Below are 24813 nucleotides of genomic sequence, written 5' to 3'. Positions count from 1 at the left end.
TGATGCGGCCTCGGGGGAGGGCATTGCATGACGGCCATGGGGACCGGTGGCCTGAAATCGGTCGGCAACCTCGTCACGGCGTTGAAGGAATTCCGCTGTCTGACGGATCCGGACCTGCGCGCGCTGTGTCTGGATCTGGTCGCCATGGAGCTGGAGATGAGCAGTGTCCCCGTGCGCGCCCATCGGGTGACCGACTACTTCCTGGCGGAACTGGCCCACGAATGCCTGCAAAACCTGCGGATCATGCACGCGCTACGCGCGTCCCTCGCGGTGTTGGCCTCGGCCGACGAGGACGCCATGCGGCGCCTCGACTCGGTCATGGAGCAGATGACGGCCCGTCCGGCCCTGTCCGAGGTCGCCACCGCGAAGCTGCGGTCGCTGCTGGAGGAGCTGGAGATCGAGCAGTTGGGCCAGTTGTGCCGTACGGCCGCGGGCCCGCTCCAGGACGTCCCCGCGGTCACCAGCCCCTGGCACGCCTTCGAGGTGCTGAGCCGGATGAACGCGCAGCCGGGCGGGCTGCCGCCGCAGCTCGCCCTCGTGGAGTACCTCGCGGCGGCGGCGCGCCCGCTGCACCGGGCCGACGCGCTGCGCGAATGGGCCGATGAGCAGGCCCGGGAGCTGGGTCTGACACCCCAGCTGCGGTCGCTGCGGCAGCAGGTGGGGCATGCCGCCCCGGTCGGCCCGGTGGACGCCTATCTGGTGATCCGGCTGCTGCCGCAGGAGGAGGCCGGGTGCTACGAGCTCTCGTCCTGGCACAATTACGACCCCACCGGCTGGCATCCGGCCCGCGGCCCGATCACCCAGGTCACCGCGGAGACCGCGGAGCGTGCGGTCCAGACGCTGGTCTACGAGGCGGCCGAGGAGTGGGGCGACGCCCGGGAGATCCACGTCGAGTTCATGCTGGACGCGGATGACCTGAATCTGCCGGTGCACCGCTGGCGCCTGGAGCTCGACAGCGAGTTGCCCACCCCGCTCTACATGGACCATCCGGTGGTCGTACGGAGCTTGGAGCGGAGCAGGACCAGGCGCTGGCACCGCGAGTGGAAGCAGCGCTGGAACTTCTTCGACCAGTATCCCGAGCGCGCCAAGCAGCTCGTCGTGGACGGCGAGGACCCGGACAGCCCGCGCTCCGGGGACCCCACCGCCCTGCTGGCCCGGCTCAAAGCCGACCCACAGGTGGTCGCGCTGGTCCTGAACTCGCCCCCGGGCGCCACCCGCGAGGGCACCTCGGAGGCGTGGACCGCGTGGCGGGCCGGGATTCCGGTGGTCGCCTGGGACGGCCGGACCACACGGGACCCCGGCTTCATACGACAACTCAGACGAAAACAGGCCGAGGCCAGCGGGAGCCTGGCACGCCTCCGCGAAGCCGTGACAGAGTTACGTCTGGACGCCCATTCGTTCGACTCCGCGGAGTGGGAGCAACATCTCGGGCAGCATGTGGTGCTCGTTTGGGACGACCCGACCCGACCCGTGGAACCGGAAGGGCGCATGACGGGCCCGGACGAGGGGGTTGGTGCTCGATGACCGAGGAAGAGCCTGCGCGGCGCCACAACGGCCGGGTCCACCAGGACCCGGGTTCCGCCTCGCCCGCCCTGCCGTCCTCGATTCCGCGCCCCTGGTGGATCTACCAGGGCACCGGGCGCCCGCTCCACGATGTGAGCCTGGAGGAGATCCTTCCGCCGCCGCCCCCGTGGCGCACCTTCGGCGGGGTCTCGGCCTGCCCGGTCGACGGCGACGAGCGGCCCGGCGCGTTACCGGATCCGGACGACACCCCGGCCGAGCCCCCGGCGCCGCCGGAGGACGAGCAGGACACCGCCCGGCGGCTGGGCTCGGCTCCCCTGGGGGTGCGTTCCGACCCCGAGGAGGCGGATCTCGTCAACGCGGCGCTGATCCTCAGGCGCCCCCTTCTGGTGACGGGCCGCCCGGGCACCGGCAAGTCGACGCTGGCGTACCGCATCAGCCGGGAGCTGGGCCTCGGCCGGGTGCTGCGCTGGCCGATCACGACGCGGTCGACTTTGCGGTCCGGTCTTTACGGCTACGATGCCGTCGGCCGTGTGCACGCCGCCGCGGCCGGCCAGGCGTCGGAGGGGGACACGCACGAACCCGGACCGGAGGACATCGGCGACTTCCTCCAACTCGGCCCGCTGGGCACGGCGATGCTCCCGCACCGTCTGCCGCGCGTCCTGCTCATCGACGAATTCGACAAGAGCGATATCGATCTGCCCAATGACCTCCTCGACATCTTCGAGGCCGGCGAGTACTCCATTCCCGAGCTGGTGCGCATCCGGAGGCGCCGCCCGGCGGTCTCGGTCCTCACCGACGATCCGGAGCGCGGTACCGTCATCGCCTCGGGGCGGGTGCGCTGCCGCGCCTTCCCCATCGTCGTCATCACCAGCAATGGCGAACGGGAGTTCCCGCCCGCGTTCCTGCGGCGCTGTCTCCAGCTCCGGCTGCCCGACCCCGACGCGGACCGGCTCGCGGCGATCGTGGCCGCGCATCTGGGACGGGCCGACGATCCGCGTGCCCGGGAGCTGATCCAGATGTTCCTCGAGCGCAGCGAGCGCGAAGGCGGGCTCGCCGCCGACCAGTTGCTCAACGCGGTGTATCTGGTGACGTCCCAGTCACACGTCCCCGGGCCCGAGTGGGAGGAGCTACTGCACGCCGTCTGGCATCGGCTGGACAGCGCAGCGGGCTCGACATGACACATGACCCAGGCGGCAGGCCCGCCGGGCCCGGCCCACGGGACCTCGACTGGCGGCAGCTCGCCGACGCCATGTGGCTGGCGGTCTGCAAGGCCGAGACGGACCGTGGCCCGGGGCGGCAGGCCCCCGGCCCTCTCCCCGGGACACCGGAGGCGGACGCCCCGCCGCCCGGTGACGAGCCGTCCGACGCGCCTCCGCCGGGCCCCGAGGCGGAGCGCCCGGCGCCTGGCTCCGGGGATGGGCCCGACGTCGCCGAGCCGCCCCTCCCCGTGGAGGTGGCCGGTGTGCCCGCACCGCCCGGTGCGGCGGAGCCGGCGACCGTCATGGAAACCTTCGCACCCGCGCGCAGGCAGTCCGTCGCCGAGCCGCCGCTGCCCGAACGGGCCCTGTCCCGGGCGCTGCGGCCGCTGAAGCGCACCTCGCCCTCGCCGGTCGAAATGGAGATCGACGAGGAGGCCACGGCCGAGCACGCGGCGCGCGACGGGCTGTGGGTGCCCCACTGTGTGCCGGTGCGTGAGCGCTGGATGGACGCCGTCCTGGTGGTGGACTGCGGCAGTTCGATGGTGGTGTGGCGGCGGACCGCCGAGCACCTGGTCACCGTGTTGCAACGCACCGGCGCCTTCCGGAATGTGCGGGTGCACCGGGTGAACACCGACCATCCGTTACTCGAGGACCGGTCGCCGATCGAGGGGATGCCGCCGCGCGGCAAGCGCACGGTGCTGGTGCTGACCGACGGCATCGGCGCGGCCTGGGCCGATGAGAGCGCCCAGCACGCGCTGGCCCTCTGGGCGCGGCACGCCTCGGTCGCGGTGCTGCACGTTTTACGCCAGGGCCGTTGGCATCACACGGGAGTGGCGCCGGAGCGGGTGCGGGTACGGGTCCCCGAACCGGGCGCCCCCAACGGCACCTGGCGGCCGGCGGACGGCGGCTCCTGGCCGGACGGCGCGCCGCCGGTCCCGGTGCTGGAGCTGGACGCGCGGTGGATGGCCAACTGGGCGCGGCTGGTGGCCCGGCCGTCGGTGCGCGGCGAGGACACGATGGCGCTGCTGCCCGGGGTGCCCGCCGAGCGCTGGGAGCCCGAGCCCGAACCGAGCGCCTGGGACCGCGTCTTCCGGTTCCGCGCGACGGCCTCGCCGAGCGCCTTCCGGCTGGCGTCCCGGCTTGCCGCGGCCCCGTTGAACATTCCCGTGATGGAGTTCGTGCAGGGGATCCACCAGCCGGAGGGCAACCCGAGCGATCTGGCCGAGGTCCTGCTGGGCGGGCTGCTGCGCAAGGTGGCGACCGCCGACCCGCTGGATGAAACGGGCATAGGGTATGAATTCCATGACGGGGTGCGGGAACTGCTGCTGTCCGCCGGGATGCGGGACGAGTCGCTGTACATCCTGGGCAGCGTTCTGGACCGGCTGGGGCGCCGCTGGAAACCGCTGCTGATGCTGCGCGATCTGCTCAACCACCCCTCGGGGTCGGTGCGGGATCTCCCCCGGACGGAACGCCTGCTTCCGTACATCCGCCTTCAGGAACAGGTCTACCAGTCGCTCTCCGGTCCGTACCTGGAGGGTGCGCGCTCCTTTCGCGCCCTGGTCCTGGCCCATCAGGCGCTCGCCCGCTCGGGGGAAAGCGTCCCTGATCCAGTTGAAGACGCATCACACAGGGGAAGACATGTGGACTCTGAGGCGGTTGCGGCCATGAATGATTCCACGACTCCCCGATCCGACCCGCTGTCCCAGGCCGACGATTCACCATCTCCGCCGGCGCACGGCACGCCGGGCCCGGCGGGGGAGCACCTGAGAGGAACATTCGTGTCCGTGACCGCTGCCCGGTCCCTGCCCGCCGCGGAGGAGCGCCGGCCCGGAGAACCCCCCGCCATCTGGGGAAACGTACCGCCCCGGAACAATAACTTCACCGGGCGGCAGACGTTGCTCGACATTCTCCACGAGCGGCTGAAGGCCGAAGGGACCGCCGCCGTGCTGCCCGAGGCCCTGCACGGGCTCGGCGGAGTGGGCAAGTCACAGATCGCACTGGAGTACGTCCACGAGCATGCCGCCGACTACGACGCGGTGTGGTGGATCCCGGCGGAACGCCCCGAGCAGATCCGTCAGGCGCTGGTCCAGCTCGCCGACCGGCTGGGGCTGCGCGCGGGCATGGAGGCCAACACGGCCGTGCCCAGTGTGCTCGACGCCCTCCGAACCGGGCGCCCGTGCCGCAACTGGCTGCTGGTCTTCGACAACGCCGAGGAACTGGACACGGTGCGTCCGTTCTTCCCCGCGGGCGGACCGGGCCGGATCCTGGTCACCTCGAGGAACGCACAGTGGTCGCGCGCCGCCCGCACCGTCGAAGTGGATGTCTTCGAACGGGAGGAGAGCATCGAGCTGTTGCGCCGCCGGGGGCCTGAGCTGCCGGACGATCAGGCCGACCGGGTCGCCGACGCCCTGGGGGACCTTCCGCTGGCCATCGAGCAGGCGGCGGCCTGGCTCACCGAGACCGGTATGCCGGTCGACGAGTACCTCCAGGTCTTCGAGGACGAGCGGGCCGATGTCTCCACCCGTCGCAATGAGCTGCTGGCGGCCGGCGTTCCGGTGGACTATCCGGAACCGGTCGCCGCCGCCTGGAACATGTCGCTGCGGCGGCTGGCCGAAACCCATCCCGGTGCGCTCCAACTCCTCCAGATGTGCTCGTTCTTCGCGCCCGAGCCGATCTCCCGGCGGCTGTTCTCGGGCGTGCGCGGGGTCTCCCTCTCCCCCGAGCTGTCGGAGGTGCTCCAGGACCCGATCAGACTCGGTCACGCGATCCGTGAGATCAACCGCTACGCCCTGATCAAGATCAATCACCGCAGCAACACGATCCAGATGCACCGGCTGGTGCAGGCCGTGCTGATCGGCCAGATGTCCACGCCGCAGCAGGCGGACATGCGGCACAGCGCCCATGTACTGCTGGCCGTCGGTGACCCCAACGATGTGGCCCCCGCGAACTGGGGGCGGTACGCCGACCTCCTCTCCCATGTCCGGGCGTCGCGCGCGATGGAGTGCGACGACAAGTGGGTGCGGCAGATGGTGCGGAACCTGGTCCGCTTCCTCTACGCCTGGGGGGACCACGACGGTGCGCTGGAGCTCGGTACCCAGGTGCGCCGGGAATGGGTGGCGACGCTCGGCGAGGACAGCGCGGAGACGCTGGCCGTCTCCCGGACCCTGGGCCATACCCTGACCGTGCTCGGCCACTTCCAGGAGGCATGGGAGCTCAACCGCCGGACGCTGGAGCTCCAGCGCGCCAAGGACGGTGACGACCACGAGAGCACCCTGATGATGCAGGGGGCGGTCGCCGTCGACAACCGCTACCAGGGCGACTACGCGCGATATGTGGAGCTGGAGAAGGACCGCTGGACCAGGACCCTGCGGCTCTTCGGGGACGAGGACCCGTACTCCATCGGCGCGGCGAACGACTACGCCGTGGCGCTGCGCGCGGCGGGGGACTACGAGCACGCCCGGCGGCTGGACGAGGGCGCCCGCCGCACCGCGGGTCTGGTGCTCGGCGAGGACGCCGTGGTCACCATCCTGGTGGAGGCCAACCTCTCCATCGACGTCCGCGAGGGCGGGGACTACCTGGCCGCCCGCGACATGCTGGAGCAGACCTGTGCCCGCGCCCGTCAGCTGCTCCCACCGAACGCGCCCATCCTGGTCTACGCCCTGCGCAACCTCGCCGTAGCGCGTCGTAAGGCGGGCGACCATGAGGGCGCCCTGAGCCTCAGCCGGGAGGTGCTGGAGCGCTACCGGCTGCGCTACACCGAGCCCAACCTCCAGATCACCACCACGGCCCTGGCCCTCTCGATGGATCTGCGGCAGACCGCCGACCTGGAGGGCGCCCGTGAGCTCGGCCGGAAATGCTGTGAGGAGATGCGCGTCCTGCTGGGGGAACGGCATCCGGCGACCCTGGGCGCGGCGATCGACCTCGCCGTGACGCTGCGGCTGCTGGGCGAGACGGATGAGGCGCTCGCGCTGAACAGGGAGACGCTGCCGGTCCTCGTCGAGCGGCTGGCGGCCGACCATCCCATGACGCTGGCCTGTGCCATCAACATGGCCAGCGACCACTACACCCTCGCGGACTACCAGGAGGCCCACGACCTGGACGTCGAGACCCTGGCGGCCTGCCGGTCCCGGCTCGGTGAGGACCACCCCACCACGCTGGCGTGTGCGCTCAATCTGTCGGGCGATCTGCGCGCGCTGGGCGAGGGCAGGCGGGCGGAGGAGCTCCACCAGGGCGCGCTCGGCCGGCTGCGCCGGGTGCTGTCGGCCAATCACCCGGCGACGGTCGCGGCGGCCCGGGGCATCCGGGCGGACTGCGACGCGGAGTCGATCTCCATCTGAACCGCCGTCCACCCCGCCGCCGGCGGGGCCGCGCCACGCGCCGTTCAGCCGCGTCCACGCGTCCCGATCCACCGTGCCAGAGCCACCGGGTCGGGACCCGTGCCCGGTGCGGTGCGCAGCTCCCGGTGGACGGCCACGGCCAGTTCGGGGTGGTTCAGCAGCGTCGTCCTGGCCACGCCGTCCGGCAGGCTGAGCGCGAGCCCCGCCCATGCCGCGATGTCGTCCGGGTCCGCTTCCAGGCGGGCCCGGTAGCCCCGCAGAGCGGCCGCGGCGTCCCCCGCGGCCCAGTCGAGGTCGACCCGGTCGGGGGCGGCACCGCCCCCGGGCAGCCCCGCTCCCCCGCCCTCGCGCAGCCGGGCGAACCCCGCCGGATCCCTGAGCCGGAGCCGGGCGAGCGCGGGGCGCGCCAGCGCCTCGGGGCGAGTGGGCCGGACCGAGGTCCCGGGCAGCTCCCGAGGAGGGTCGGTCCGCTCCCGCCAGGCCCACGCCCACTGGGCGGTTCGCTCCGGTTCCGTCGCGAGGTGCCGCATGCGGTGGACGAGCCGGTGGTCCTCGATCAGATCGGAGGCGAGCCGCCCGGGTACGGAGGGCACCGGCTGCTCGAGCCACTCGGCCAGCCTTTTCTCCAGCCCCCGGAGGAACTCCTTGCCCCTGGGCGTCAGTTCGGCATGGGTGAGGAGTGTACGCAGCCCCGAGGCGGTCTGCGCCCGGCGCAGGGCGAACTCGAACGCGGCGGTGTTCCGGGCCGGGCCGGTCTCGGCGCGCCGCAGTCGGTCCCACCAGAATCCGGTCACGCCCAGGAACGCGTACACCCCTTGAAGGAGCCCCCGCAGCGGTCGGGGATCCAGCCGCCAGGGCGCGTAGTGGATCTCCTCCAGACCCCCTTCGATCAGGGGCACCAGATCCATCAGGGCGCTGAGTTTGATGTGCTGGGCCTCGTGCACCAGCGCGGCGGCGAGGGTCAGCGGGTCGGTGGCCCCGTTGAGCAGCACACAGCCGTACGCCTCGGGCGATGAGGCGCTGAACGGTTCGGGCCAGGCGGTGTACGGCACGGGCACGACGGAGACCAGGCAGGCACCGATTCCCCGCGGGTCCACCTGGCGCTGCTCCGCGACCAGCCGCCACGCATTCTCGAATCGTTCCCGCCAGCCTTGCCGCTCTTCGGCGCCGAGCCGCTCCGGGCCCCGGATCCGGAGAAAGTCGCGATAGGGATCGATGTCATCGACAAGGGGTGAGCAGACGATCCCCCGGTGTTCGCCGCGAAGTCGCCGCAGACCGTGCCAATCGGGAGCGTCCTCGGAGAAGTCGGCGGGCAGGGTCACCGAATGCGGGCCGGATAACACCACCGCTTTCTGCCCGCTCATGACGACCTCGGCGACATCGGTCGTGTCCGGAATGCGGGCGAATCCCAGGGCCGGCAATATCACCCCGCCCTCGCGCACCGGAACGGCGCCGCGAAAGTCGATTCCGGCGAGAAGAGCCGCCGAGGCGGCCATGGCATGCAGATAACCCACCGCACTCCACAGCGGCCTGTCCTCCGATTCCAGACCGCGCAGCCTGCGCAGACAGCGGTGGAGCCACACGCCCACGGGAGGGTGCAGCAGCAGCCTTTCCACGGCGGCCGGGGAGCGGTGCTCGGCCCGGACCAGCAGCCGCCAGGCGTCCCGGGGCGGGGGAAGCGGGCCGGACAGGGCGGGGTGGGCGGAGGCCATGTCCACCAGGGCGCGCAGCAGCAGCATGGTCCGGCTGCGCTGCCCCGACCTCAGTTCGGCCACGGCCGAGGAGCCGCCCGAACCCAGCGCCAACTCGGCGAAAGACTCCACCGATAAACGATGGTTAGGACCCCGCCCGGCGGAGGACGTCATAGCCGCCTAACTCACACACGATTCCTGGGACTGTGACGTGTTACCCCCGACCATCGGTGGTCGCTGGACGATGTCGAGCAGCCACTCCGTCACCGCGGAAAGCCCTTCGTACCGCTCGAGATCTTCGAGCGTCGTCCCCGAAAGGTCCAGCAGCTCCGTCTCGACCTCGGTCGCGACTCGCTCCATGACACGGTCCCCCTCCGGACGCTCCCTACCGGCTCATATGCGGCATCCCCATGGTGGCCTACCCCTTTTGATTGCGAAAGGGTGAACACGGCCAGTCGGCGCGCGCCTTGTCAAGATTTTCGGTCACTTCGACTCGTGAAGGAGCGCCCCGATATGTCGGTGTCAGCCACCCGTTCCGGATCGCATCGCCTCGACCTCGAAGACGCCTCCGCACACCCGGAACGACCGCACCGAGACGTTCATGGCGTCGAAGGAATCCGGCGGATAGACCCGGATCCGCTCGGCGGTGCGCCGGCACGGGGTGTCGGTCGTGCCCTCGTTGAGCGTGTGCAGGGCGGCGGAGGCGCGGCCGCCGGGCGGCAGGGAGACCGTGGACCGTGTGGGGCCGCGCCGGGTGGCGGGGGCGCCGATCCCGGCGCCCGCGGAATCGCGCAGCGAGACACCGGGATATCCGGTGAGCGTGCAGGTCGTGGAGCCCTTGTTGGTGAACACCAGCGGCAGATACACATTGCCGGCGCCCATGTCCATCCGGCCGGCCGACAGCGTCAACTGCGCCTTGGAACAGATGCGGCGCACACCGGACCGCGCTTCGGGCCGCGCGGAGGACCCGCCCGAGGGGGCCCGGTGCGCCGAGGGCGGAGGGGACTGCGCGGTCTGCGACGAAGGCCGCTCGTTCCGGGAGGACCCGCCGCCGGAGGAGCCGGAGGAGCCGGAGGAGGCAGCCGAGGGAGCGGAGGGTGGTGCGGCCGAGGAGGCGGACGAGGCACGCTGTGCGGAGTCCCCGCCCCCGGTGTCGCTGCCGCACGCGGTGACCGTGGCCAGCGCGCCGACCAGCAGCGCGCATAAGACCGGCGGCCGAAGCGAGCGGGACCGCGATGTCGTCGTGCGCCGAGCCGAACCGTTCCGTTGAGTCATGAGCGACCTCCCGAGGTCAGCCGTCTGCGGGGGCATCGGCCCCGAGCTCGAGTGCCCCGGTGCCTCCCCCGCATTCCTCCCCTCCGGTTTCCCTTCCCCGCGCGAAGGCTCTTATGTCCGGGGCACATTGATCGCGTCGGCGATCAAATTCCTCACATTGGATTCTCTACCGCAAACATCCGAACGCCTTGTCCCCGCCAGAACCGTGGGATTACTGTTCGGCAGCCATCGCACTCGCCAATTGCCACACCAGGACAGGAAGAAGGACTCCATGGCCGCACGCGGACGTCATCGCCGGCCCCGGCCCCACCGGGTCTCCCGCACCTCGCTCGCGATCACCGCGGGCGGCGCCGGCGTCGCCCTGCCGCTCATCGGCATCGGCCAGGCGAACGCCGCCTCAGCGCCCGCACCCACCTCCGCCACCCCGGCCGTCACCTCCGTCACGGCCGCCAAGGCCCAGCCGCTCCTCATCGCCCCCAGAGCCGTGCCCGAGCCCCCGGCCAAGGCCCAGCCTCAGACCGGGTCGTACACCGTCGTCCGGGGTGACACCCTCTCCGGGATCGCCGACGCCGAGAACGTGACGGGCGGCTGGGAGCGGCTCTACGAGATCAACCGCCAGGTCATCGGCGCCGACCCGGACCTGATCCGCCCCGGCCAGCGGCTCACCCTCGGGGACCACTGAACGCGCCGGGAGCCCGGGACATACAGGAGCACGCACAGGAGCCTCCGCCCGCGGTGGACCACCGCGGCGGACGCTCCTTCGCCGGGGCGGCCTTACATCACCAAATGTGCCTTGGAATGGGTGACTTCCTCGATGTCGCCGCCCGCCTTGCCGATCAGCCGGTGCGCCAGATTGCTCAGCGCCCGCGCCGCCGCGATCTCCTCGCCGACCCTCGGCTGTGCCGGGTCGTCGGGGTTGCGGTTGGCACGGCCCTGGGCCAGCATCTCCGTACCGTCGTGCATTCTCAGCCGGACGACCGCTTCGGTCAGCGGGCCGATCTCACGGAACTCCATCTGAAGGTCGCATCCCACGATCGTCTCCATCGCTCTCACCTCCTGCGTTACCTTCCAGGATGCGCCTCGCCCGCCTCTCCGGTCGACCGGGACAGCAACTCCACCACCTCGTCGTCCGTGGTCTGGGAGAAGTCCTGGTACCACTCCCCCACCGCCGCGAAGTCCGAGGGGGTGGAGAGGGCCACCACCTCGTCCGCGTCCTCGCGCAGGGCGGTGACCGCGTCCGGGGGCGCCACCGGCACGGCGAGGACCACCCGCGCGGCTCCCTGGGCATGTGCGACCCGGCAGGCGGCCTGGGCCGTGGCGCCGGTCGCGATGCCGTCGTCCACGACGATCGCGGTCCGGCCCTCGACCGGGACCCGTGAGCGGCCCTGACGGAATCGGCGCGCCTTGCGGGCCAGCTCCTCCCGCTCGGTCCGCTCCACCTCGGCGAGGTCCTCCTGGTCGGCCCGGCTCATGCGGATGATCGCCTCATGGACGACCCGTACCCCGCCTTCGCCGATGGCGCCGAACCCCAGCTCCCGGTGGTAGGGGACGCCGAGCTTACGGACGATGATCACGTCAAGGGGCGCATGGAGCGCCAGGGCCACCTCGAAGGCCACCGGCACCCCGCCCCGCGGCAGCCCGAGCACGACCGGTTTCTCCTCGCCCAGGGGGCGCAGCGCCTCGCCCAGGCGCCGCCCGGCGTCCACCCGGTCGGTGAAGATCATGATTCACCCCCGCTCCTGAGGGACTCACCTTCGAATCAAGCCGACGATCCGCCCATGCGCAAACCGGCGGTCCCCGGGCCGCCGCCCGGGGCGTGCGGATACCGGAGACTCCGGCACCCTGGAGGTATGAAGAACGCCACCGGCCCGGAGGAGTCCGGTTACCCCGTCTTCGTCGAGTCATTCGACGCCGACAGCCGCTACCGGCGGGTGCGGCTGCGCGGTCTGGGCTGCGAACCACTGGAACGGGAGGAGTTCGAACCGCGCCTGCGGCAGGTCTTCCCCGATATCGACCTCGACGACCCGGCCCAGGTCCACTGGGAGGACCGGCCCGGGCAGTGGCCGCCCTGGCATCCGGGCGAGGCATGACCGTCCTGGTCGGCACCTCGGGATGGCAGTACCGGGACTGGCGCGGCGATCTCTACCCCGAGGGCTGTCCGCAGCGGCTGTGGCTGGAGGAGTACACCCGCTCCTTCGCCACGGTGGAGAGCAACAACGCCTTCTACCGGCTGCCCTCGTACGACCAGTTCACCACCTGGCGGAGGCGCCTCCCGGAGGGCTTTGTGATGGCGCTCAAGGCGAGCCGCTACCTCACCCACATCAAGCGGCTGCGCGATCCGGAGGAGCCGGTGGAGCGGCTGATGTCCCATGCGGCCGGGCTCGGCGACCGGCTGGGCCCGGTGCTGCTCCAGCTGCCGCCCACGCTGCGGGCCGACGGTGAGCTGCTGGACCGCTGTCTGGGCTGTTTCCCCGCCGGGACGCGGGTGGCCGTCGAACCGCGCCACACCTCCTGGTGGACCGGGGAGGTCCGCGCGGTGCTGGAGCGCCGGTCGGCCGCGCTGTGCTGGGCCGACTCCGGGTCCCGGCCGGTCACCCCGCTGTGGCGGACCACCGGGTGGGGGTATCTGCGCTTCCACGGCGGCCTCGCCCGGCCGGCCCCGCGCTACGGGCGCCAGGCGCTGACCACCTGGGCCCGGCGAATCCAGGACACCTGGCCGGCCGACGCGGAGGTCTACGCCTACTTCAACAACGACACGGGCGGGGCCGCGGTGCACGACGCGGCCGTCTTCGCCCGTGCCGTGGACCGCCTGGGCCGCCCGGTCAGCGGCACACCCTCGCCGTAGGGCGGGCACCTCGTCGCCGTGGTGCCCGCCGGGCTCACTCCTTCACCGCCCCGCCCAGCATGCCCTCGATGAACCGGCGCTGGAGGGCCACGTAGACCACGACCACCGGCAGCGCGATGAGCACCGAGGCCGCCGCGAGCAGCGCCGCGTCGGAGCTGTGCTGGCCCTGGAAGAAGGCGAGGCCGAGGGGGACCGTGCGATGGGCCTCGTCGCTGACCATCACCAGGGCCATCAGGAACTCGTTCCAGGTCCACATGAAGGTGATCACGACCATGGTGGAGATCGCCGGGCGGCCCATGGGGACCAGGACGCGCCACAGCGTGGTCCAGGTGTTCGCCCCGTCGATCCGGGCCGCCTCGATCACCGCCCGTGCGCTGCCACGGAAGTACGTGCGCATCCAGAAGACCCCGAAGGCCAGGGACTGCGCGGTCTGCGGCAGGATCAACGCCCAGTAGCTGTCGGTGAGTTCGGCGTGGCGCAGATCGAAGTAGAGCGGGACGACCAGCGCCTCCTGGGGGAGGGTCAGCCCGATCACGAAGAGGTGGAACAGCACCGTGGAGCCGGGGAAGCGCATCACCCCGAAGGCATACGCGGCGAGGATGGCCAGCACGGTGGTGGCGGCCACCACGGCCGCCGTGACCAGGACCGAGTTCCCCAGATAGGTGCCGAAGTGGCCACGGCTCCAGGCGTCGGCGAAGTTGCTCCAGTGCAGCCCGCCCTTCGGCAGCGAGAAGCCGGTGTCCAGGGAGCTCTGTGAGCCGAAGGCCGTGGAGAGGATGCCGATCACGGGGGTGAGCGCGATGACGGTGAAGAGGGCGAGGATGCCGTAGGTGACGTTGCGTTCCAGGCGTGTCGTCATGCCCGACGCCCTTCCACGAGCCGGGAGACCGTGACGGTCAGGACGAAGATCAGGACCGTGAGGCCCACGCCGACGGCCGCGGCCGAGCCGACCTGGTTGGTCTCGAAGGCCCGGTGGTAGACCTCGTAGGCGGGTACGGAGGTGGCGTTTCCGGGGCCGCCGCTGGTGGTGATGTAGATCAGGTCGAAGTTCCGCAGCCCGGCCACGATGGTCAGGGTCAGCGCCACCGCGATCTGCGGCCGCAGACCGGGCAGGGTGACGGTGAGGAACTCGCGCAGCGGCCCGGCGCCGTCCATCCGCGCCGCCTCGTACAGCTCGCGCGGAATGCGCTGGGCCCCGGCGAGGAAGAGGACCATGCACAGCCCGGTGCCGACCCAGGTGCCGATGACGCCGACGGCGGGCAGCGCCCAGGTGTAGTCGCCGAGCCAGGGGCGGGCGAGCCCGCCGAGGCCGACCGCGCGGAGGGTGTCGTTGAGCAGCCCGTCGGGGGCGAGGATCGAGCGCCAGGCCACGCCGACCACGATCAGCGCCAGGACCTGGGGCAGGAACAGGACCGTACGGAAGAAGGTCATGCCCCGGACCCGGACCCGGGACATAACGGCGGCCAGCAGCAGCCCGATGGCCACCGGCAGGGCCGCGTAGAAGACGAGCAGCAGCAGCGCGTGGAGGAAGGGGGCGCGCAGGCTCGGGTCGCTGAACAGCGCGCGGTAGTTGTCGAATCCGGCGGGGGTGGCGACCGTCAGCCCGTCCCAGTGCACGAACGAAAGCCACACCGACTGCCCGAAGGGGTAGAGCAGGAAGACGGCGTACACGATCAGCGCGGGCAGGATGTACAGATAGCCGATGGCGCGTGGTTCACCGGGCGCCCGGCGGCGGTATGCCCTGGTCAGAGCGGTGTACTTCATCGGGTCCCCGCCGGTGCCGGCGTGGCCGGGTGGCGCTCGCGCTGCTTCTTCATGAAGGCGCCGTAGTCCTTCTGGAGGGTCGCGGCGAAGGCGTCCGGGGAGGTCTTGCCGCTGATCACGCCCTGGAGCGCGGCCGAGAGGGTGTCGTAGAAGGTGGGGGTGGCGTAGTCCAGGTACGGGACGAGTCCGTCGGCGGCGCTCAGCCGCCGCCAGCCGGCGATCATCTGGCCGTCCACGCTGTCCGGGCCGATCTGTGCCGCGGCCTTCGCGGGTACGGCGGGCAGCACTCCGTGCCGGGTCATCACGTCGGCGGCGTGGGCGTTGGTGATGAAGTCCAGATAGGCGGCGGCCACCTGTGGGTGGCGGGAGCGGGAGGTGATGGACCAGGCGAGGCCCTGGCCTCCGGTGGTGACGGGGTCGCCGCCGGCCTTGGCGGGCGGGGGCGGCATGATGCCCAGCTTGTCGCCCATGGGCTTCTTGAGGTCGGCCAGCTGCCAGGTGCCCGTCAGCAGATACGCGCCGTCGCCGGAGGCGAACTTCTTGGCCGCGTCGTCGTAGCCCAGGCCGTTGGCGCCCCCGGGCAGATAGCCGCGTTTCGCCCAGTCGGCGAGGGTCGCCGCGGCGTCCTTGGTGGCGGCGTTGTCGAAGCCGTCGCCGCGGCCGAGGACCGTGTCGCGGGCGGCGGCGGCGCCGAGCTGGTCGTGCAGCGCCCCGAAGGTGTGAATGGCCGGGTACTTGTCGAGGTTGCCGAACTGGATCGGCAGCTCGCCGCGGTCCTCGAGCCGGGCCAGGCCGTCGGTGAACTCGCCCCAGGTGCGCGGGGGTCGCAGCCCGGCCCGCTTCAGCAGGTCCTTGTTGTAGTAGAGGCCGATGTACTCACCGGTCTGGGAGATGCCGTAGAGCCGCCCGCGGCCGAAGTCGTTGCCGTCGGCGGAGACCCGGTTGAGGCCCAGCAGGGTGCCGGGGTAGCGGGTGTTCCAGTCGTAGATCCCGGCGTAGTTGTCCAGCGGGGCGAGCAGCCCGGCCCGGACGAAGGCGACCATGTCCGGGTAGCCCTGGTTGGCCTGGATGACATCGGGCGGATTGTTGCCGGAGACGGCCAGCTTCAGGGTGGTCTTCAGATCGGTGAAGCTGCGGGCGGTCCGCTTGATCCGCACATTGGGGTACTTCTTCTCGAACTCCCGGTTCAGCTGCTGTAGTTCGCCGTTGGTCCCGCCGCGTATCTCCTGGTCCCACACGGTCAGCGTGGTCTTTCCGGCCTTGGCCGGATCGGGTATCGCGGTGGCCGCGCCGGTCCCGGCACCGGCGGCCCCCGAGCCGTCGGTGCCGGGGACACACCCCGCGGCGAGCAGGACGACGCCGACGGCGAGCGCCGCCGGCACGGCTCTGCGGCGTGACCGGCGCGCCCCGGTACAGACGAGTTCCATGGGGTTCTCCTCGATGCGGTGGTCGGGACCGTCAGGACCGTTGGGCACTGTCATGCACCCGGAAGCCGATGGTGGGCAGGGCCCGCAGCCGCGGGCAGTCGCGCACCCGGTCCGGGATCAGATCGCCCAGGAAGCCGTAGCGGCGGGCGAGTTCGGCCGCGTCCGCCCCGCCGTCGGCCGCCCGCCGCGTCCGGCTCCACCAGGCGGCCACCTCCGGCCAGCCGGGCGCGGCCAGGGAGCCGCCGAAGTGCTGGACGGAGAGGGCGGCGGTGAGGTTGGCGAAGGCGAGCCGGTCGGCGAGCGGCCAGCCCGCGAGCGTGCCGGTGATGAAACCGGCCACGAAGACATCGCCGGCGCCGGTCGGGTCCAGCGCGTCCACGGGCAGCCCCGGCACCTCGGCGCTCTCCCCGGTGAGCGAGTCGAGGGCCACGGCGCCCTCGGCGCCCCTGGTGACCACCGCGATCGGCACCTGCTCCGCCAGGGCGCGCACCGCCCGCTCGGGGCTGTCGGTGCGGGTGTAGCGCTGGGCCTCGGCCGCGTTGGGCAGAAAGGCGTGGGCGTAGGGCAGATCGAGAAGCGCGGCGGGGTCCCAGCGGCCGGATTCGTCCCAGCCGACATCGGCGAAGACCTTGCTGCCCTGCGCGTGCGCCTGGCGCACCCAGTCCTCCTGGCGCCCTGGTTCGAAGGCGGTCACACAGGCGCGGGAGCGGGGCGGGTCGCCCTGGACGGCGGGCGGCGGGGCCGGGTGCTCATGGGTGACCATGGTGCGCTCGCCCTCGTACGCCATGGAGACGGTGACCGGGGAGTGCCAGCCGGGGACGCGCCTGGAGTGGGCGAGGTCCACTCCCTCGCCGAGGGCGAGGCTCTCCCAGCAGTAGTCGCCGTAGACATCGGTGCCGAAGGCGGCGGCGAGCGTGGTATGCAGCCCCAGCCGGGCCACGGCGGTGGCCATGTTGGCGACGCCGCCGGGGCTCGATCCCATGCCGCGCGCCCAGGACTCGGTGCCGCGGATGGGGGCGTGGTCGAGCCCGGTGAAGATGATGTCCAGGAACACGGTGCCGGTGAGGTAGACGTCGTGCTCGGGGTCCTCGGAGGCGCGCAGCGCCGCGAGCGGGTCGATCGGTTGGATCGGTTGGATGGGATCGGGTGTTCCGGCCGTGGTGCTCACCGACGTGCCTTTCCTTGTGCGGCATGGCTTGTTCTCGCCCAGGGCCCTTCTGACGGATCTCCGCGGCGTCACGGCGCCCGGCCCTTCGCCCGCGGGAATCCGTCAGAAGGACCCTGGTGGCGTGAGCGACACCTTGCACCTCACCGATGCCGAATGCAAGAGGTCGATCACACTCGCGCAAACTCGCTCATCTGGAGTACGTTGCCACCATGCTGCGAGAGACCCGCCACGAGAAGCTGCTGAGCATCCTCGGCGAGGAGGGCGTGCTGCCCATCGGGGAGATCGCCACACGCCTGGGCATCAGCGAGGCCACGGCCCGCCGGGACCTCACCGAGCTGGGCCGGGCGGGCCGGCTCACCCGGGTCTACGGCGGCGCGGTGGCGGCACCCTCGCAGGACGAGGAGCGGCCGTTCGGCGAGGTGGCGGTCGACGACCTGGCCGACAAGGAGGCCGTCGCACGCGCCGCCGCCGAGCTGGTCACCGACGGCGATGTGCTGCTGCTGGACATCGGCACCACCACCCTCCAGCTCGCCAAGCTGCTGCGCGGCCGTCCGGTCACCGTGGTGACCAGCAATCTCGCGGTCTACGACGAGCTGCGCGACGATCCGCTGGTGACGCTGATCCTGCTGGGCGGGCAGGTGCGCGCCAACTACCGCTCCGTGGTCGGCTTCCTGACCGAGTCCAACATCCGCCAGCTGCGGGTCGGCCGGCTCTTCCTCGGCGCGAGCGGGGTGCTCCCCGACGGCAGCGTGCTGGACAGCACCCATGTGGAGGTGCCCGTCAAACGGGCCATGCTCGGCGCGACCCGGGAGGTGGTGCTGCTGGCCACCGCGGGGAAGTTCCCCGGCGACACCGGCCTCGCCCGGATCTGCGGACCGGAGCGGATCGACACCCTGATCACCAACAAGACTTCCGACCCGGCGACGCTCGCCGTGTTCCGCGAGGCCGATGTGGAGGTAGTGACCGTATGAGGCTGACTGTGCTGGGCGGCGGCGGGTTCCGTATGCCCCTGGTGTACCGGGCGTTGCTCGATGACACCGGGGACGAGGCGGGGCGCTGCACCGAGCTGGTGCTGTACGACACCGACTCCCGCCGGCTGGACGCGATCCGCGCGGTCCTGGCCGAACAGGCCGCGGGCCGCCCCAGCGCCCCCGTGGTCCGGGCCACCACCGATCTCGACGAGGCGCTGCGCGGCGCCGACTTCGTCTTCTCGGCCATCCGCGTCGGCGGTCTGGAGGGCCGGGCGACCGACGAGCGGATTCCGCTCGCCGAAGGGGTGCTGGGGCAGGAGACCGTCGGCGCGGGCGGGGTGCTCTACGGACTGCGCACCCTCCCGGTGGCGCTGCGGATCGCGGAGCGGATCGCCGCCGTGGCCCCGGACGCCTGGGTCATCAACTTCACCAACCCGGCGGGCATGGTCACCGAGGCGATGCAGCGGGTGCTCGGCGACCGGGTGATCGGCATCTGTGACTCCCCGGTCGGCCTGTGCCGCCGCGCCGCGCGGGCGGTCGGCGCCGATCCGGACCGGGCCGTCTACGACTATGTGGGCCTGAACCATCTGGGCTGGCTGCGCCGGGTGGTGGTGGACGGCCGGGACCGGCTGCCGGAGCTGCTCGGCGACACCGGCGCCCTGGAGTCGTTCGAGGAGGGCAAGCTCTTCGGCGCCGAGTGGCTGCGGGCGCTCGGCGCGCTGCCCAACGAGTATCTGCACTACTACTACTTCAACCGGGAGTCGGTGGCCTCGATCCGTCAGGCCCCGGCCACCCGTGGGGAGTTCCTCCGCGACCAGCAGGCCCGGTTCTACGAGACGGCGGGCTCCGGTGCGCCCGGGGCGCTCAGGGCGTGGGAGCGCACCCGGCTGGAGCGCGAGGCCACGTACATGGCGGAGAGCCGTGAGGCCACCGGCGGCTGGGAGCGCGACACCTGTGATCTGGACGGCGGCGGCTACGACCGGATCGCGCTGGCCATCATGCGGGCCATCGCCCGCGATGAGCGCGCCACGCTGATCCTCAACGTGCGCAACCGCACGGCCGTCCCCGGTCTTGACGAGGACGCCGTGGTGGAGGTGCCCTGTCTGGTGGACGCGGGCGGGGCGCGGCCGCTGGCGACCGGCGCGGTGGCCCCGGACCAGCTTGGCCTGATGTTGTCGATCAAGGCGGTGGAGCGCTCGGCCATCGAGGCGGCCACGACCGAAGCGGGCAGCGATTCGGGCATCGCCCGCGGTGCGGCCCTGCGGGCCCTCGCACTCCACCCGCTGGTGGACTCGGTCAAGGTCGCGGGCCGGATCCTCGAAGCCTCCGGCGCGCTCACCCGCCTCTAGCACATGTCCGTTCGGGCATTCCCCAGTATCTGAACCCGCCCGGTCGGGCTCCGTTCACGCCCTCTTTCGGTAAACGGGCGGGAAACGGGCCCGGCGGGTGGACAACCAGGCATCCGGGTTCCTCACCGTCCGTGGCCTCACCCACCCCGACCTGCCCTCATAACGATTGTGAAACGGGCGCATACGGTCACGATCTCCATGGTGCCAAGGCTGGCCTCTCCTGTTGCACGCTTGTAAAACTGCCACGCAAGCCGAAAGACCTAGGCAGGAGGTGCGGCGTGGACGCGGAGGAACGCCGTCGGGAGATCCTCGACACGGCTCGCCGTGCCGGCGTCGTCGATGTCGGCAAGCTCGCCGCCGATCTCGGGGTGTCCAAGGAGACGGTGCGCCGCGACCTGCGAGTCCTGGAACAGCACGGACTGGTTCGGCGCACCCATGGCGGCGCGTACCCCGTGGAAAGCGCCGGTTTCGAGACCACCCTCGCCTTCCGCACCACCATGCATGTACCGGAGAAGTCGCGGATCGCGAGCGCCGCGGCGGATCTACTGGGCGATGCCGAGACGGTCTTCGTCGACGAGGGATTCACCCCACAGCTGATCGCGGAGGCCCTGCCCCGGGACCGGCCGCTCACCGTGATCACCGCTTCCCTCACGACCGCCACCGGCCTCGCCACCCGTGACAACACCACCGTGCTGCTCCTCGGCGGCCGGGTGCGCGGCGGCACGATGGCCACCGTCGACCACTGGGCGACGCATATGCTCTCGGGCTTCGTCATCGACCTGGCGTTCATCGGCGCCAACGGCATCTCCCGCCAGTACGGCCTGACCACCCCGGATCCGGCGGTCAGCGAGATCAAGGCACAGGTGGTGCGGGTGTCCCGGAGGAAGATCTTCTCCGGGGTGCACACCAAATTCGGAGCCGTCAGTTTCTGCCGATTCGCGGATGTCTCGGACTTCGAAACCATCGTGACCGATACCGGTCTGCCGCTGACCGAGGCGCATCGCTATTCGCTGCTGGGCCCCCAGATCGTCAGGGTCTGACCCTTTCTCCGCTGTTTTTCCTTCCCCACGTCCCTTCGATTGGACCCGTTATGCCAGTCCTGACTCTTCGCGCTGCCCGGATACCGGTGGTGGCCCTGACCGCGGGCGCGCTCCTCACCGGTTGCGCCGGTATGGGGGGCGGCAGCTCAGGCGACAAGACCGTCAATGTCCTGATGGTGAACAACCCGCAGATGGTCGACCTGCAAAAGCTCACCAAAAAGTATTTCACCAAGGAAACGGGCATCACGGTTAAATTCACCATGATGCCCGAGAACGAGGTCCGCGACAAGATCAGTCAGGACTTTGCCAATCAGGCGCGTCAGTACGACGTGGCCACCATCAGCAATTTCGAGGTGCCCTTCTACGCGAAGAACGGCTGGCTGTTGCCGCTCGACGGCTACGCCAACAAGGACAAGGCGTTCGACCAGAAGGACATCCTCCCCTCGATGCGGGAGTCGCTGACCGCCGAGGACGGCAAGCTCTACGCCGAGCCCTTCTACGGTGAATCGTCGTTCCTGATGTACCGCAAGGACGTCCTGGCCGAGAAGAATCTGAAGATGCCCGAGCGGCCCACCTGGCAGCAGGTCGCGGACATCGCGGCCAAGCTGGACGGCGCCCGCAAGGGGATGAACGGGATCTGTCTGCGCGGCCTGCCCGGCTGGGGTGAGCTGATGGCCCCGCTGACCACGGTGGTCAACACCTTCGGCGGCACCTGGTTCACCAAGGACTGGAAGGCGCAGCTGGACTCGCCCGAGTTCGTCAAGGCGACCAAGTTCTATGTCGACCTGGTGCGCAAGCACGGTGAGGCCGGTGCGGCCCAGTCGGGCTTCGCCGAGTGCCTGAACAACCTCACCCAGGGCAAGAGCGCCATGTGGTACGACGCCACCTCGGCGGCCGGATCGCTGGAGGCCGACAAGTCCCCGGTCAAGGGCAAGATCGGATATGTCCAGGCGCCGGTGGAGAAGACCCGGAGCTCGGGCTGGCTCTACACCTGGGCCTGGGGCGTGCAGAAGGCGTCGCGCCACCCGGACAACGCGTGGAAGTTCATCTCCTGGGCATCCAGCAAGAAGTACGAGGCCCTGGTCGGCAAGAACTTCGGCTGGGCCAATGTGCCCGCGGGCAAGCGGACGTCCACCTACTCCACCCCGGAGTACCGGGAAACCGCCGCCACCTTCTCCGAGGAGACCCGTAAGGCGATCCTCGGCGCCAAGCCGCGCGATCCGGGTGTGCAGCCGCGGCCGACGATCGGTATCCAGTTCGTCGACATCCCCGAATTCGCCGATCTGGGCACCAAGGTCGCCCAGGAGATCAGCGCCGCCATCGCCGGAAAGCAGTCCGTCGAGTCGGCATTGAAGAAGTCGCAGAAGCTGGCCGAGAACGTCGGCGAGGAGTACCGATGAGTAATCCGACGACGGCCGTACCCGTGAGCGGCAAGCGGCCACCGGCCGCGACCACAGCCTCCGCGGGGCGCCCCGCGGCGCCCCGGAACCGGGCCCGGGAGTGGGCCACCCGGGCGCCGCTGCTGCCCGCGCTGATCTTCCTGATCGTGGTCACCCAGCTTCCGTTCGTGGCGACGCTGGTGATCTCGCTCTTCAACTGGAACTCGTTCCGGCCCGACCGCCGTGCGTTCGCGGGTCTTGAGAACTACAAGACGGTGCTCAGCGACTCGGCGCTGCGCGAGTCCATCGGCACCACCGTGCTGCTGACCGCCTCCGTGGTGATCGTCAGCGTGGTGCTCGGGCTGCTGCTGGCGCTGCTGCTCGACCGCAAGTTCCGCGGCCGTGGCCTGGTCCGCACCATGCTCATCGCGCCGTTCCTGCTGGTGCCGGTGGCCTCGGCGCTGCTGTGGAAGCACGCGCTGTACAACCCCGAGTACGGCCTGTTCAACGGCGTGCTCAACTGGCTGGGCGGGCCCCAGCCGGAGTGGCTCACCGATACGCCGCTGATCGCGGTGGAGGCGTCGCTGATCTGGCAGTGGACGCCGTTCATGATGCTCATCCTGCTGGCCGGGCTCCAGAGCCGTCCGCTGGACACCCTCGAGGCGGCCCGGCTGGACGGGGCGAGCAACTGGCAGATCTTCCGCTTCCTGACCCTTCCGCATCTGCGCCGCTACCTCGAGCTGGGCACCCTGCTGGGGTCCATCTACATCGTGCAGAACTTCGACGCCGTGTTCACCATGACCCGTGGTGGCCTCGGCACCGCCAACCTCCCGTACACCATCTACGAAACCTTCTACAACGCCCATGAGTACGGCCTGGCATCGGCCGCCGGGGTCGTCGTGGTGATCGGCACGATCATCATCGCCACCTTCGCGCTGCGCGTGGTTTCGTCCCTCTTCCGTGAGGAGGTGTCCCACGCATGACCGCCGTGAGCACCCCAGTCATCACCACCGTTTCGGAGGCCACCCGCCGCGCGAAGCGGCGCGGTACGGCGCTGGCCGTGCTGGCCTGGTTCATCGGCGTCGTCTTCGTGCTGCCGGTGCTGTGGATGCTGCTGACCTCGTTCCACTCCGAGACCGACGCGGCCACCAACCCGCCCTCGCTGGCCGCTTCGCTGACCCTGGACGGGTACAAGGAGTTCTTCGGCTCGGGCGGCGGCGCGAGCCCCTGGCCCGCGCTGCTGAACTCGATGGGCACATCCATCTTCTCCACCTGCTTCGTGCTGGTGCTGGCGCTTCCGGCGGCGTACGCGCTGTCGATCCGGCCGGTGCGCAAGTGGACCGATGTGATGTTCTTCTTCCTGTCCACCAAGATGCTGCCGGTGGTGGCCGGACTGCTGCCGGTCTTCCTGTTCGCGCGGGACATCAGCTTCCTGGACAACGTCTGGCTGCTGGTCATCCTCTACACCTCGATGAACCTGCCGATCGCGGTGTGGATGATGCAGTCCTTCCTCGCCGACATCCCGGTGTCGATCATCGAGGCCGCCCAGATGGACGGCGCGCGGCTGCCCACCATCCTGTGGCGGGTCGTCGCCCCGATCGCGGGCCCGGGCATCGCCGCCACCTCGCTGATCTGCTTCATCTTCAGCTGGAACGAGATGCTCTTCGCCCAAGTGCTCACCGGTGTGGTCGCCCAGACCGCCCCGGCGTTCCTGACCACGTTCGTCACCAGCCAGGGGCTCTTCCTGGCCAAGGTGTGCGCGGCGTCGATGGTCATTTCCCTGCCGGTGCTCGCCGCCGGTTTCGCCGCCCAGGACAAGCTGGTCCAGGGCCTTTCGCTAGGAGCAGTCAAATGAGGGCCGCAGTCATCGAAGCCCCCGGGAAGGTCACCGTCGCCACCGTCGCGGACCCCACCCCGGGTCCCCGCGAGGTCGTGGTGGATGTGGCCGCCTGCGGGCTGTGCGGCACCGACCTGCATATCTTGCAGGGGGAGTTCGCACCCACGCTGCCCATCGTCCCCGGGCACGAGTTCGCCGGTGTGGTCGTCGGCGTCGGCAGCGATGTCACCGAGTTGGCGGAGGGCGACCGGGTCGCCGTGGACCCCTCCCTGCACTGCCATGAGTGCCGTTACTGCCGGATCGGCCGGGGCAATCTGTGCGACAACTGGAACGCGATCGGGGTCAGCGTCCCCGGCGGGGCCGCCGAGTTCGCGGTGGCCCCGGTGGCCAACTGCGTCAAGCTGCCCGAGCATGTGGACGTGGCCGACGCGGCCCTGATCGAGCCGCTGTCCTGCGCGGTGCGCGGCTATGACGTGCTCCACGGCAACCTGGGCGCCGAGGTGCTCATCTACGGCTCCGGCACCATGGGGCTGATGATGCTGGAGCTGGCCAAGCGGACCGGCGCCACCAGCGTGGACATGCTCGATGTCAACTCCGAGCGGCTGTCCACCGCCACCACCCTCGGCTGCTCCCGGGCCGCCGGCTCGGCGGACGAGCTGGATCAGCCGCGGGGCTGGGACGTGGTCATCGACGCCACCGGCAACCAGGCCGCCATTCAGGACGGTCTGGGCCGGGTGGCCAAGGCCGGGACGTTCCTGCAATTCGGTGTCTCCGACTACGCGACGCGGGCCACCATCGAGCCGTACAAGATCTACAACCAGGAGATCACCATCACCGGCTCGATGGCCGTGCTGCACAGCTACGAGCGTGCCGCCGGGCTGTTCGCGAGCGGGGTGCTGGACCCGAAGATCTTCATCAGCCACCGGCTGCCGCTGGAGGAGTACCCCAAGGCGCTCGACCAGTTCAAGGCGGGGCAGGGCCGCAAGATCGTGGTGGTCCCGTAACCG

Annotated in this window: 21 protein-coding genes and 2 pseudogenes; 14 read left to right on the top strand and 9 right to left on the bottom strand. The window is 70.8% G+C overall.

Going from position 1 to position 24813, the window contains the following annotated elements; translation table 11 throughout:
* Nucleotides 1-27: 27 nt before the first annotated feature.
* From AB0E24_RS32595 to fxsT, 3 genes are read left to right on the top strand one after another with little or no spacing between them, the layout of a single operon-like run.
* Nucleotides 28-1524, top strand: a complete 1497-nt coding sequence (locus tag AB0E24_RS32595) for a VMAP-C domain-containing protein (protein WP_079259909.1) — start codon at nt 28-30, stop codon at nt 1522-1524.
* Nucleotides 1521-2702, top strand: coding sequence for an AAA family ATPase (locus tag AB0E24_RS32590; RefSeq protein ID WP_102936595.1), 1182 nt, complete (start codon nt 1521-1523; stop codon nt 2700-2702). The genes AB0E24_RS32595 and AB0E24_RS32590 overlap by 4 nt, the downstream gene beginning before the upstream one ends.
* A complete protein-coding gene (gene fxsT, locus AB0E24_RS32585) occupies nt 2699-7060 on the top strand; it encodes an FxSxx-COOH system tetratricopeptide repeat protein (RefSeq protein WP_359382382.1) in 4362 nt (1453 codons plus the stop codon). Before AB0E24_RS32590 ends, fxsT begins: the two co-directional genes overlap by 4 nt.
* Before the next feature lie 44 nt (nt 7061-7104).
* Here fxsT and AB0E24_RS32580 read toward each other — a convergent pair whose 3' ends face one another.
* The 3 genes from AB0E24_RS32580 to AB0E24_RS32570 all read right to left on the bottom strand — a co-directional run bounded on the left by AB0E24_RS32580 (nt 7105) and on the right by AB0E24_RS32570 (nt 9639).
* The gene (locus AB0E24_RS32580) at nt 7105-8883 is read right to left on the bottom strand and encodes an HEXXH motif domain-containing protein (RefSeq protein WP_347233886.1); all 1779 of its coding nucleotides are present in this window, start codon (nt 8881-8883) and stop codon (nt 7105-7107) included.
* Nucleotides 8884-8931: 48 nt separating this feature from the next.
* Entirely contained in the window at nt 8932-9111 is a 180-nt protein-coding gene (locus AB0E24_RS32575) for a hypothetical protein (RefSeq protein ID WP_069860371.1), read from the bottom strand.
* Between the two features lie 162 nt (nt 9112-9273).
* The gene (locus AB0E24_RS32570; RefSeq protein ID WP_231981178.1) at nt 9274-9639 is read right to left on the bottom strand and encodes a DUF4232 domain-containing protein; all 366 of its coding nucleotides are present in this window, start codon (nt 9637-9639) and stop codon (nt 9274-9276) included.
* Between AB0E24_RS32570 and AB0E24_RS32565 the strand changes: the two genes are divergently transcribed.
* Together AB0E24_RS32565 and AB0E24_RS32560 are read left to right on the top strand one after the other, a co-directional pair.
* Nucleotides 9632-10021 carry a hypothetical protein gene (locus tag AB0E24_RS32565; RefSeq protein ID WP_232637725.1) on the top strand — a complete coding sequence of 130 codons (390 nt, stop codon included), beginning with the start codon at nt 9632-9634 and terminating at the stop codon, nt 10019-10021. The two genes, AB0E24_RS32570 and AB0E24_RS32565, sit on opposite strands and share 8 nt — an antisense overlap.
* Nucleotides 10022-10297: 276 nt before the next feature.
* The gene (locus AB0E24_RS32560) at nt 10298-10708 is read left to right on the top strand and encodes a LysM peptidoglycan-binding domain-containing protein (RefSeq protein ID WP_079259905.1); all 411 of its coding nucleotides are present in this window, start codon (nt 10298-10300) and stop codon (nt 10706-10708) included.
* Between the two features lie 92 nt (nt 10709-10800).
* Here AB0E24_RS32560 and AB0E24_RS32555 read toward each other — a convergent pair whose 3' ends face one another.
* On the bottom strand, nt 10801-11070 hold the full coding sequence (locus AB0E24_RS32555) for a DUF1876 domain-containing protein (protein ID WP_069860368.1): 270 nt from the start codon (nt 11068-11070) through the stop codon (nt 10801-10803).
* 35 nt (nt 11071-11105) lie between these two features.
* Nucleotides 11106-11750: pseudogene (locus tag AB0E24_RS32550) on the bottom strand (phosphoribosyltransferase); the annotation flags it as partial.
* A 126-nt stretch (nt 11751-11876) separates the two neighbouring features.
* Between AB0E24_RS32550 and AB0E24_RS32545 the strand changes: the two are divergent.
* Nucleotides 11877-12116, top strand: coding sequence for a hypothetical protein (locus AB0E24_RS32545; RefSeq protein ID WP_069860366.1), 240 nt, complete (start codon nt 11877-11879; stop codon nt 12114-12116).
* Complete coding sequence (locus AB0E24_RS32540) at nt 12113-12871, top strand: DUF72 domain-containing protein (protein ID WP_079260799.1); 759 nt, start codon at nt 12113-12115, stop codon at nt 12869-12871. The genes AB0E24_RS32545 and AB0E24_RS32540 overlap by 4 nt, the downstream gene beginning before the upstream one ends.
* Before the next feature lie 34 nt (nt 12872-12905).
* Here AB0E24_RS32540 and AB0E24_RS32535 read toward each other — a convergent pair whose 3' ends face one another.
* From AB0E24_RS32535 to AB0E24_RS32520, 4 genes are read right to left on the bottom strand one after another with little or no spacing between them, the layout of a single operon-like run.
* Nucleotides 12906-13730, bottom strand: a complete 825-nt coding sequence (locus tag AB0E24_RS32535; protein WP_093700688.1) for a carbohydrate ABC transporter permease — start codon at nt 13728-13730, stop codon at nt 12906-12908.
* The gene (locus tag AB0E24_RS32530; protein ID WP_147967625.1) at nt 13727-14635 is read right to left on the bottom strand and encodes a carbohydrate ABC transporter permease; all 909 of its coding nucleotides are present in this window, start codon (nt 14633-14635) and stop codon (nt 13727-13729) included. The genes AB0E24_RS32535 and AB0E24_RS32530 overlap by 4 nt, the downstream gene beginning before the upstream one ends.
* The gene (locus tag AB0E24_RS32525) at nt 14632-16062 is read right to left on the bottom strand and encodes an extracellular solute-binding protein (RefSeq protein WP_174883046.1); all 1431 of its coding nucleotides are present in this window, start codon (nt 16060-16062) and stop codon (nt 14632-14634) included. Before AB0E24_RS32525 ends, AB0E24_RS32530 begins: the two co-directional genes overlap by 4 nt.
* A 31-nt stretch (nt 16063-16093) precedes the next feature.
* Nucleotides 16094-17230 (bottom strand): carbohydrate kinase family protein, encoded by a 1137-nt coding sequence (locus AB0E24_RS32520; protein ID WP_208720382.1) that lies wholly within the window; start codon nt 17228-17230, stop codon nt 16094-16096.
* 209 nt (nt 17231-17439) lie between these two features.
* Here AB0E24_RS32520 and AB0E24_RS32515 point away from each other — a divergent pair, with 209 nt between their 5' ends.
* The 7 genes and pseudogenes from AB0E24_RS32515 (at nt 17440) to AB0E24_RS32485 (ending at nt 24810) form a co-directional block, all read left to right on the top strand.
* Nucleotides 17440-18201: a DeoR/GlpR family DNA-binding transcription regulator gene (locus AB0E24_RS32515; protein ID WP_079259900.1), complete on the top strand. Its 762-nt coding sequence runs from the start codon at nt 17440-17442 to the stop codon at nt 18199-18201.
* A pseudogene (locus AB0E24_RS32510) lies at nt 18198-19561 on the top strand (6-phospho-beta-glucosidase); the annotation flags it as partial. The gene AB0E24_RS32515 and the pseudogene AB0E24_RS32510, both read left to right, overlap by 4 nt.
* 267 nt (nt 19562-19828) lie before the next feature.
* Entirely contained in the window at nt 19829-20590 is a 762-nt protein-coding gene (locus AB0E24_RS32505; protein WP_069860361.1) for a DeoR/GlpR family DNA-binding transcription regulator, read from the top strand.
* A gap of 50 nt (nt 20591-20640) precedes the next feature.
* The gene (locus tag AB0E24_RS32500; protein WP_102936602.1) at nt 20641-21990 is read left to right on the top strand and encodes an ABC transporter substrate-binding protein; all 1350 of its coding nucleotides are present in this window, start codon (nt 20641-20643) and stop codon (nt 21988-21990) included.
* Complete coding sequence (locus AB0E24_RS32495) at nt 21987-22952, top strand: carbohydrate ABC transporter permease (protein ID WP_359382369.1); 966 nt, start codon at nt 21987-21989, stop codon at nt 22950-22952. The genes AB0E24_RS32500 and AB0E24_RS32495 overlap by 4 nt, the downstream gene beginning before the upstream one ends.
* The gene (locus tag AB0E24_RS32490) at nt 22949-23824 is read left to right on the top strand and encodes a carbohydrate ABC transporter permease (RefSeq protein WP_283882600.1); all 876 of its coding nucleotides are present in this window, start codon (nt 22949-22951) and stop codon (nt 23822-23824) included. The genes AB0E24_RS32495 and AB0E24_RS32490 overlap by 4 nt, the downstream gene beginning before the upstream one ends.
* A complete protein-coding gene (locus AB0E24_RS32485) occupies nt 23821-24810 on the top strand; it encodes a zinc-dependent alcohol dehydrogenase family protein (RefSeq protein ID WP_069860357.1) in 990 nt (329 codons plus the stop codon). Before AB0E24_RS32490 ends, AB0E24_RS32485 begins: the two co-directional genes overlap by 4 nt.
* Nucleotides 24811-24813: the final 3 nt, after the last annotated feature.

Origin of the sequence: Streptomyces malaysiensis subsp. malaysiensis (assembly GCF_040653035.1) — a bacterium.
Taxonomy (GTDB): Bacteria; Actinomycetota; Actinomycetes; order Streptomycetales; family Streptomycetaceae; genus Streptomyces; species Streptomyces malaysiensis.
Note: the sequence above shows the minus strand (reverse complement) of the source record. Positions and strands in the feature narration are given on the sequence as shown.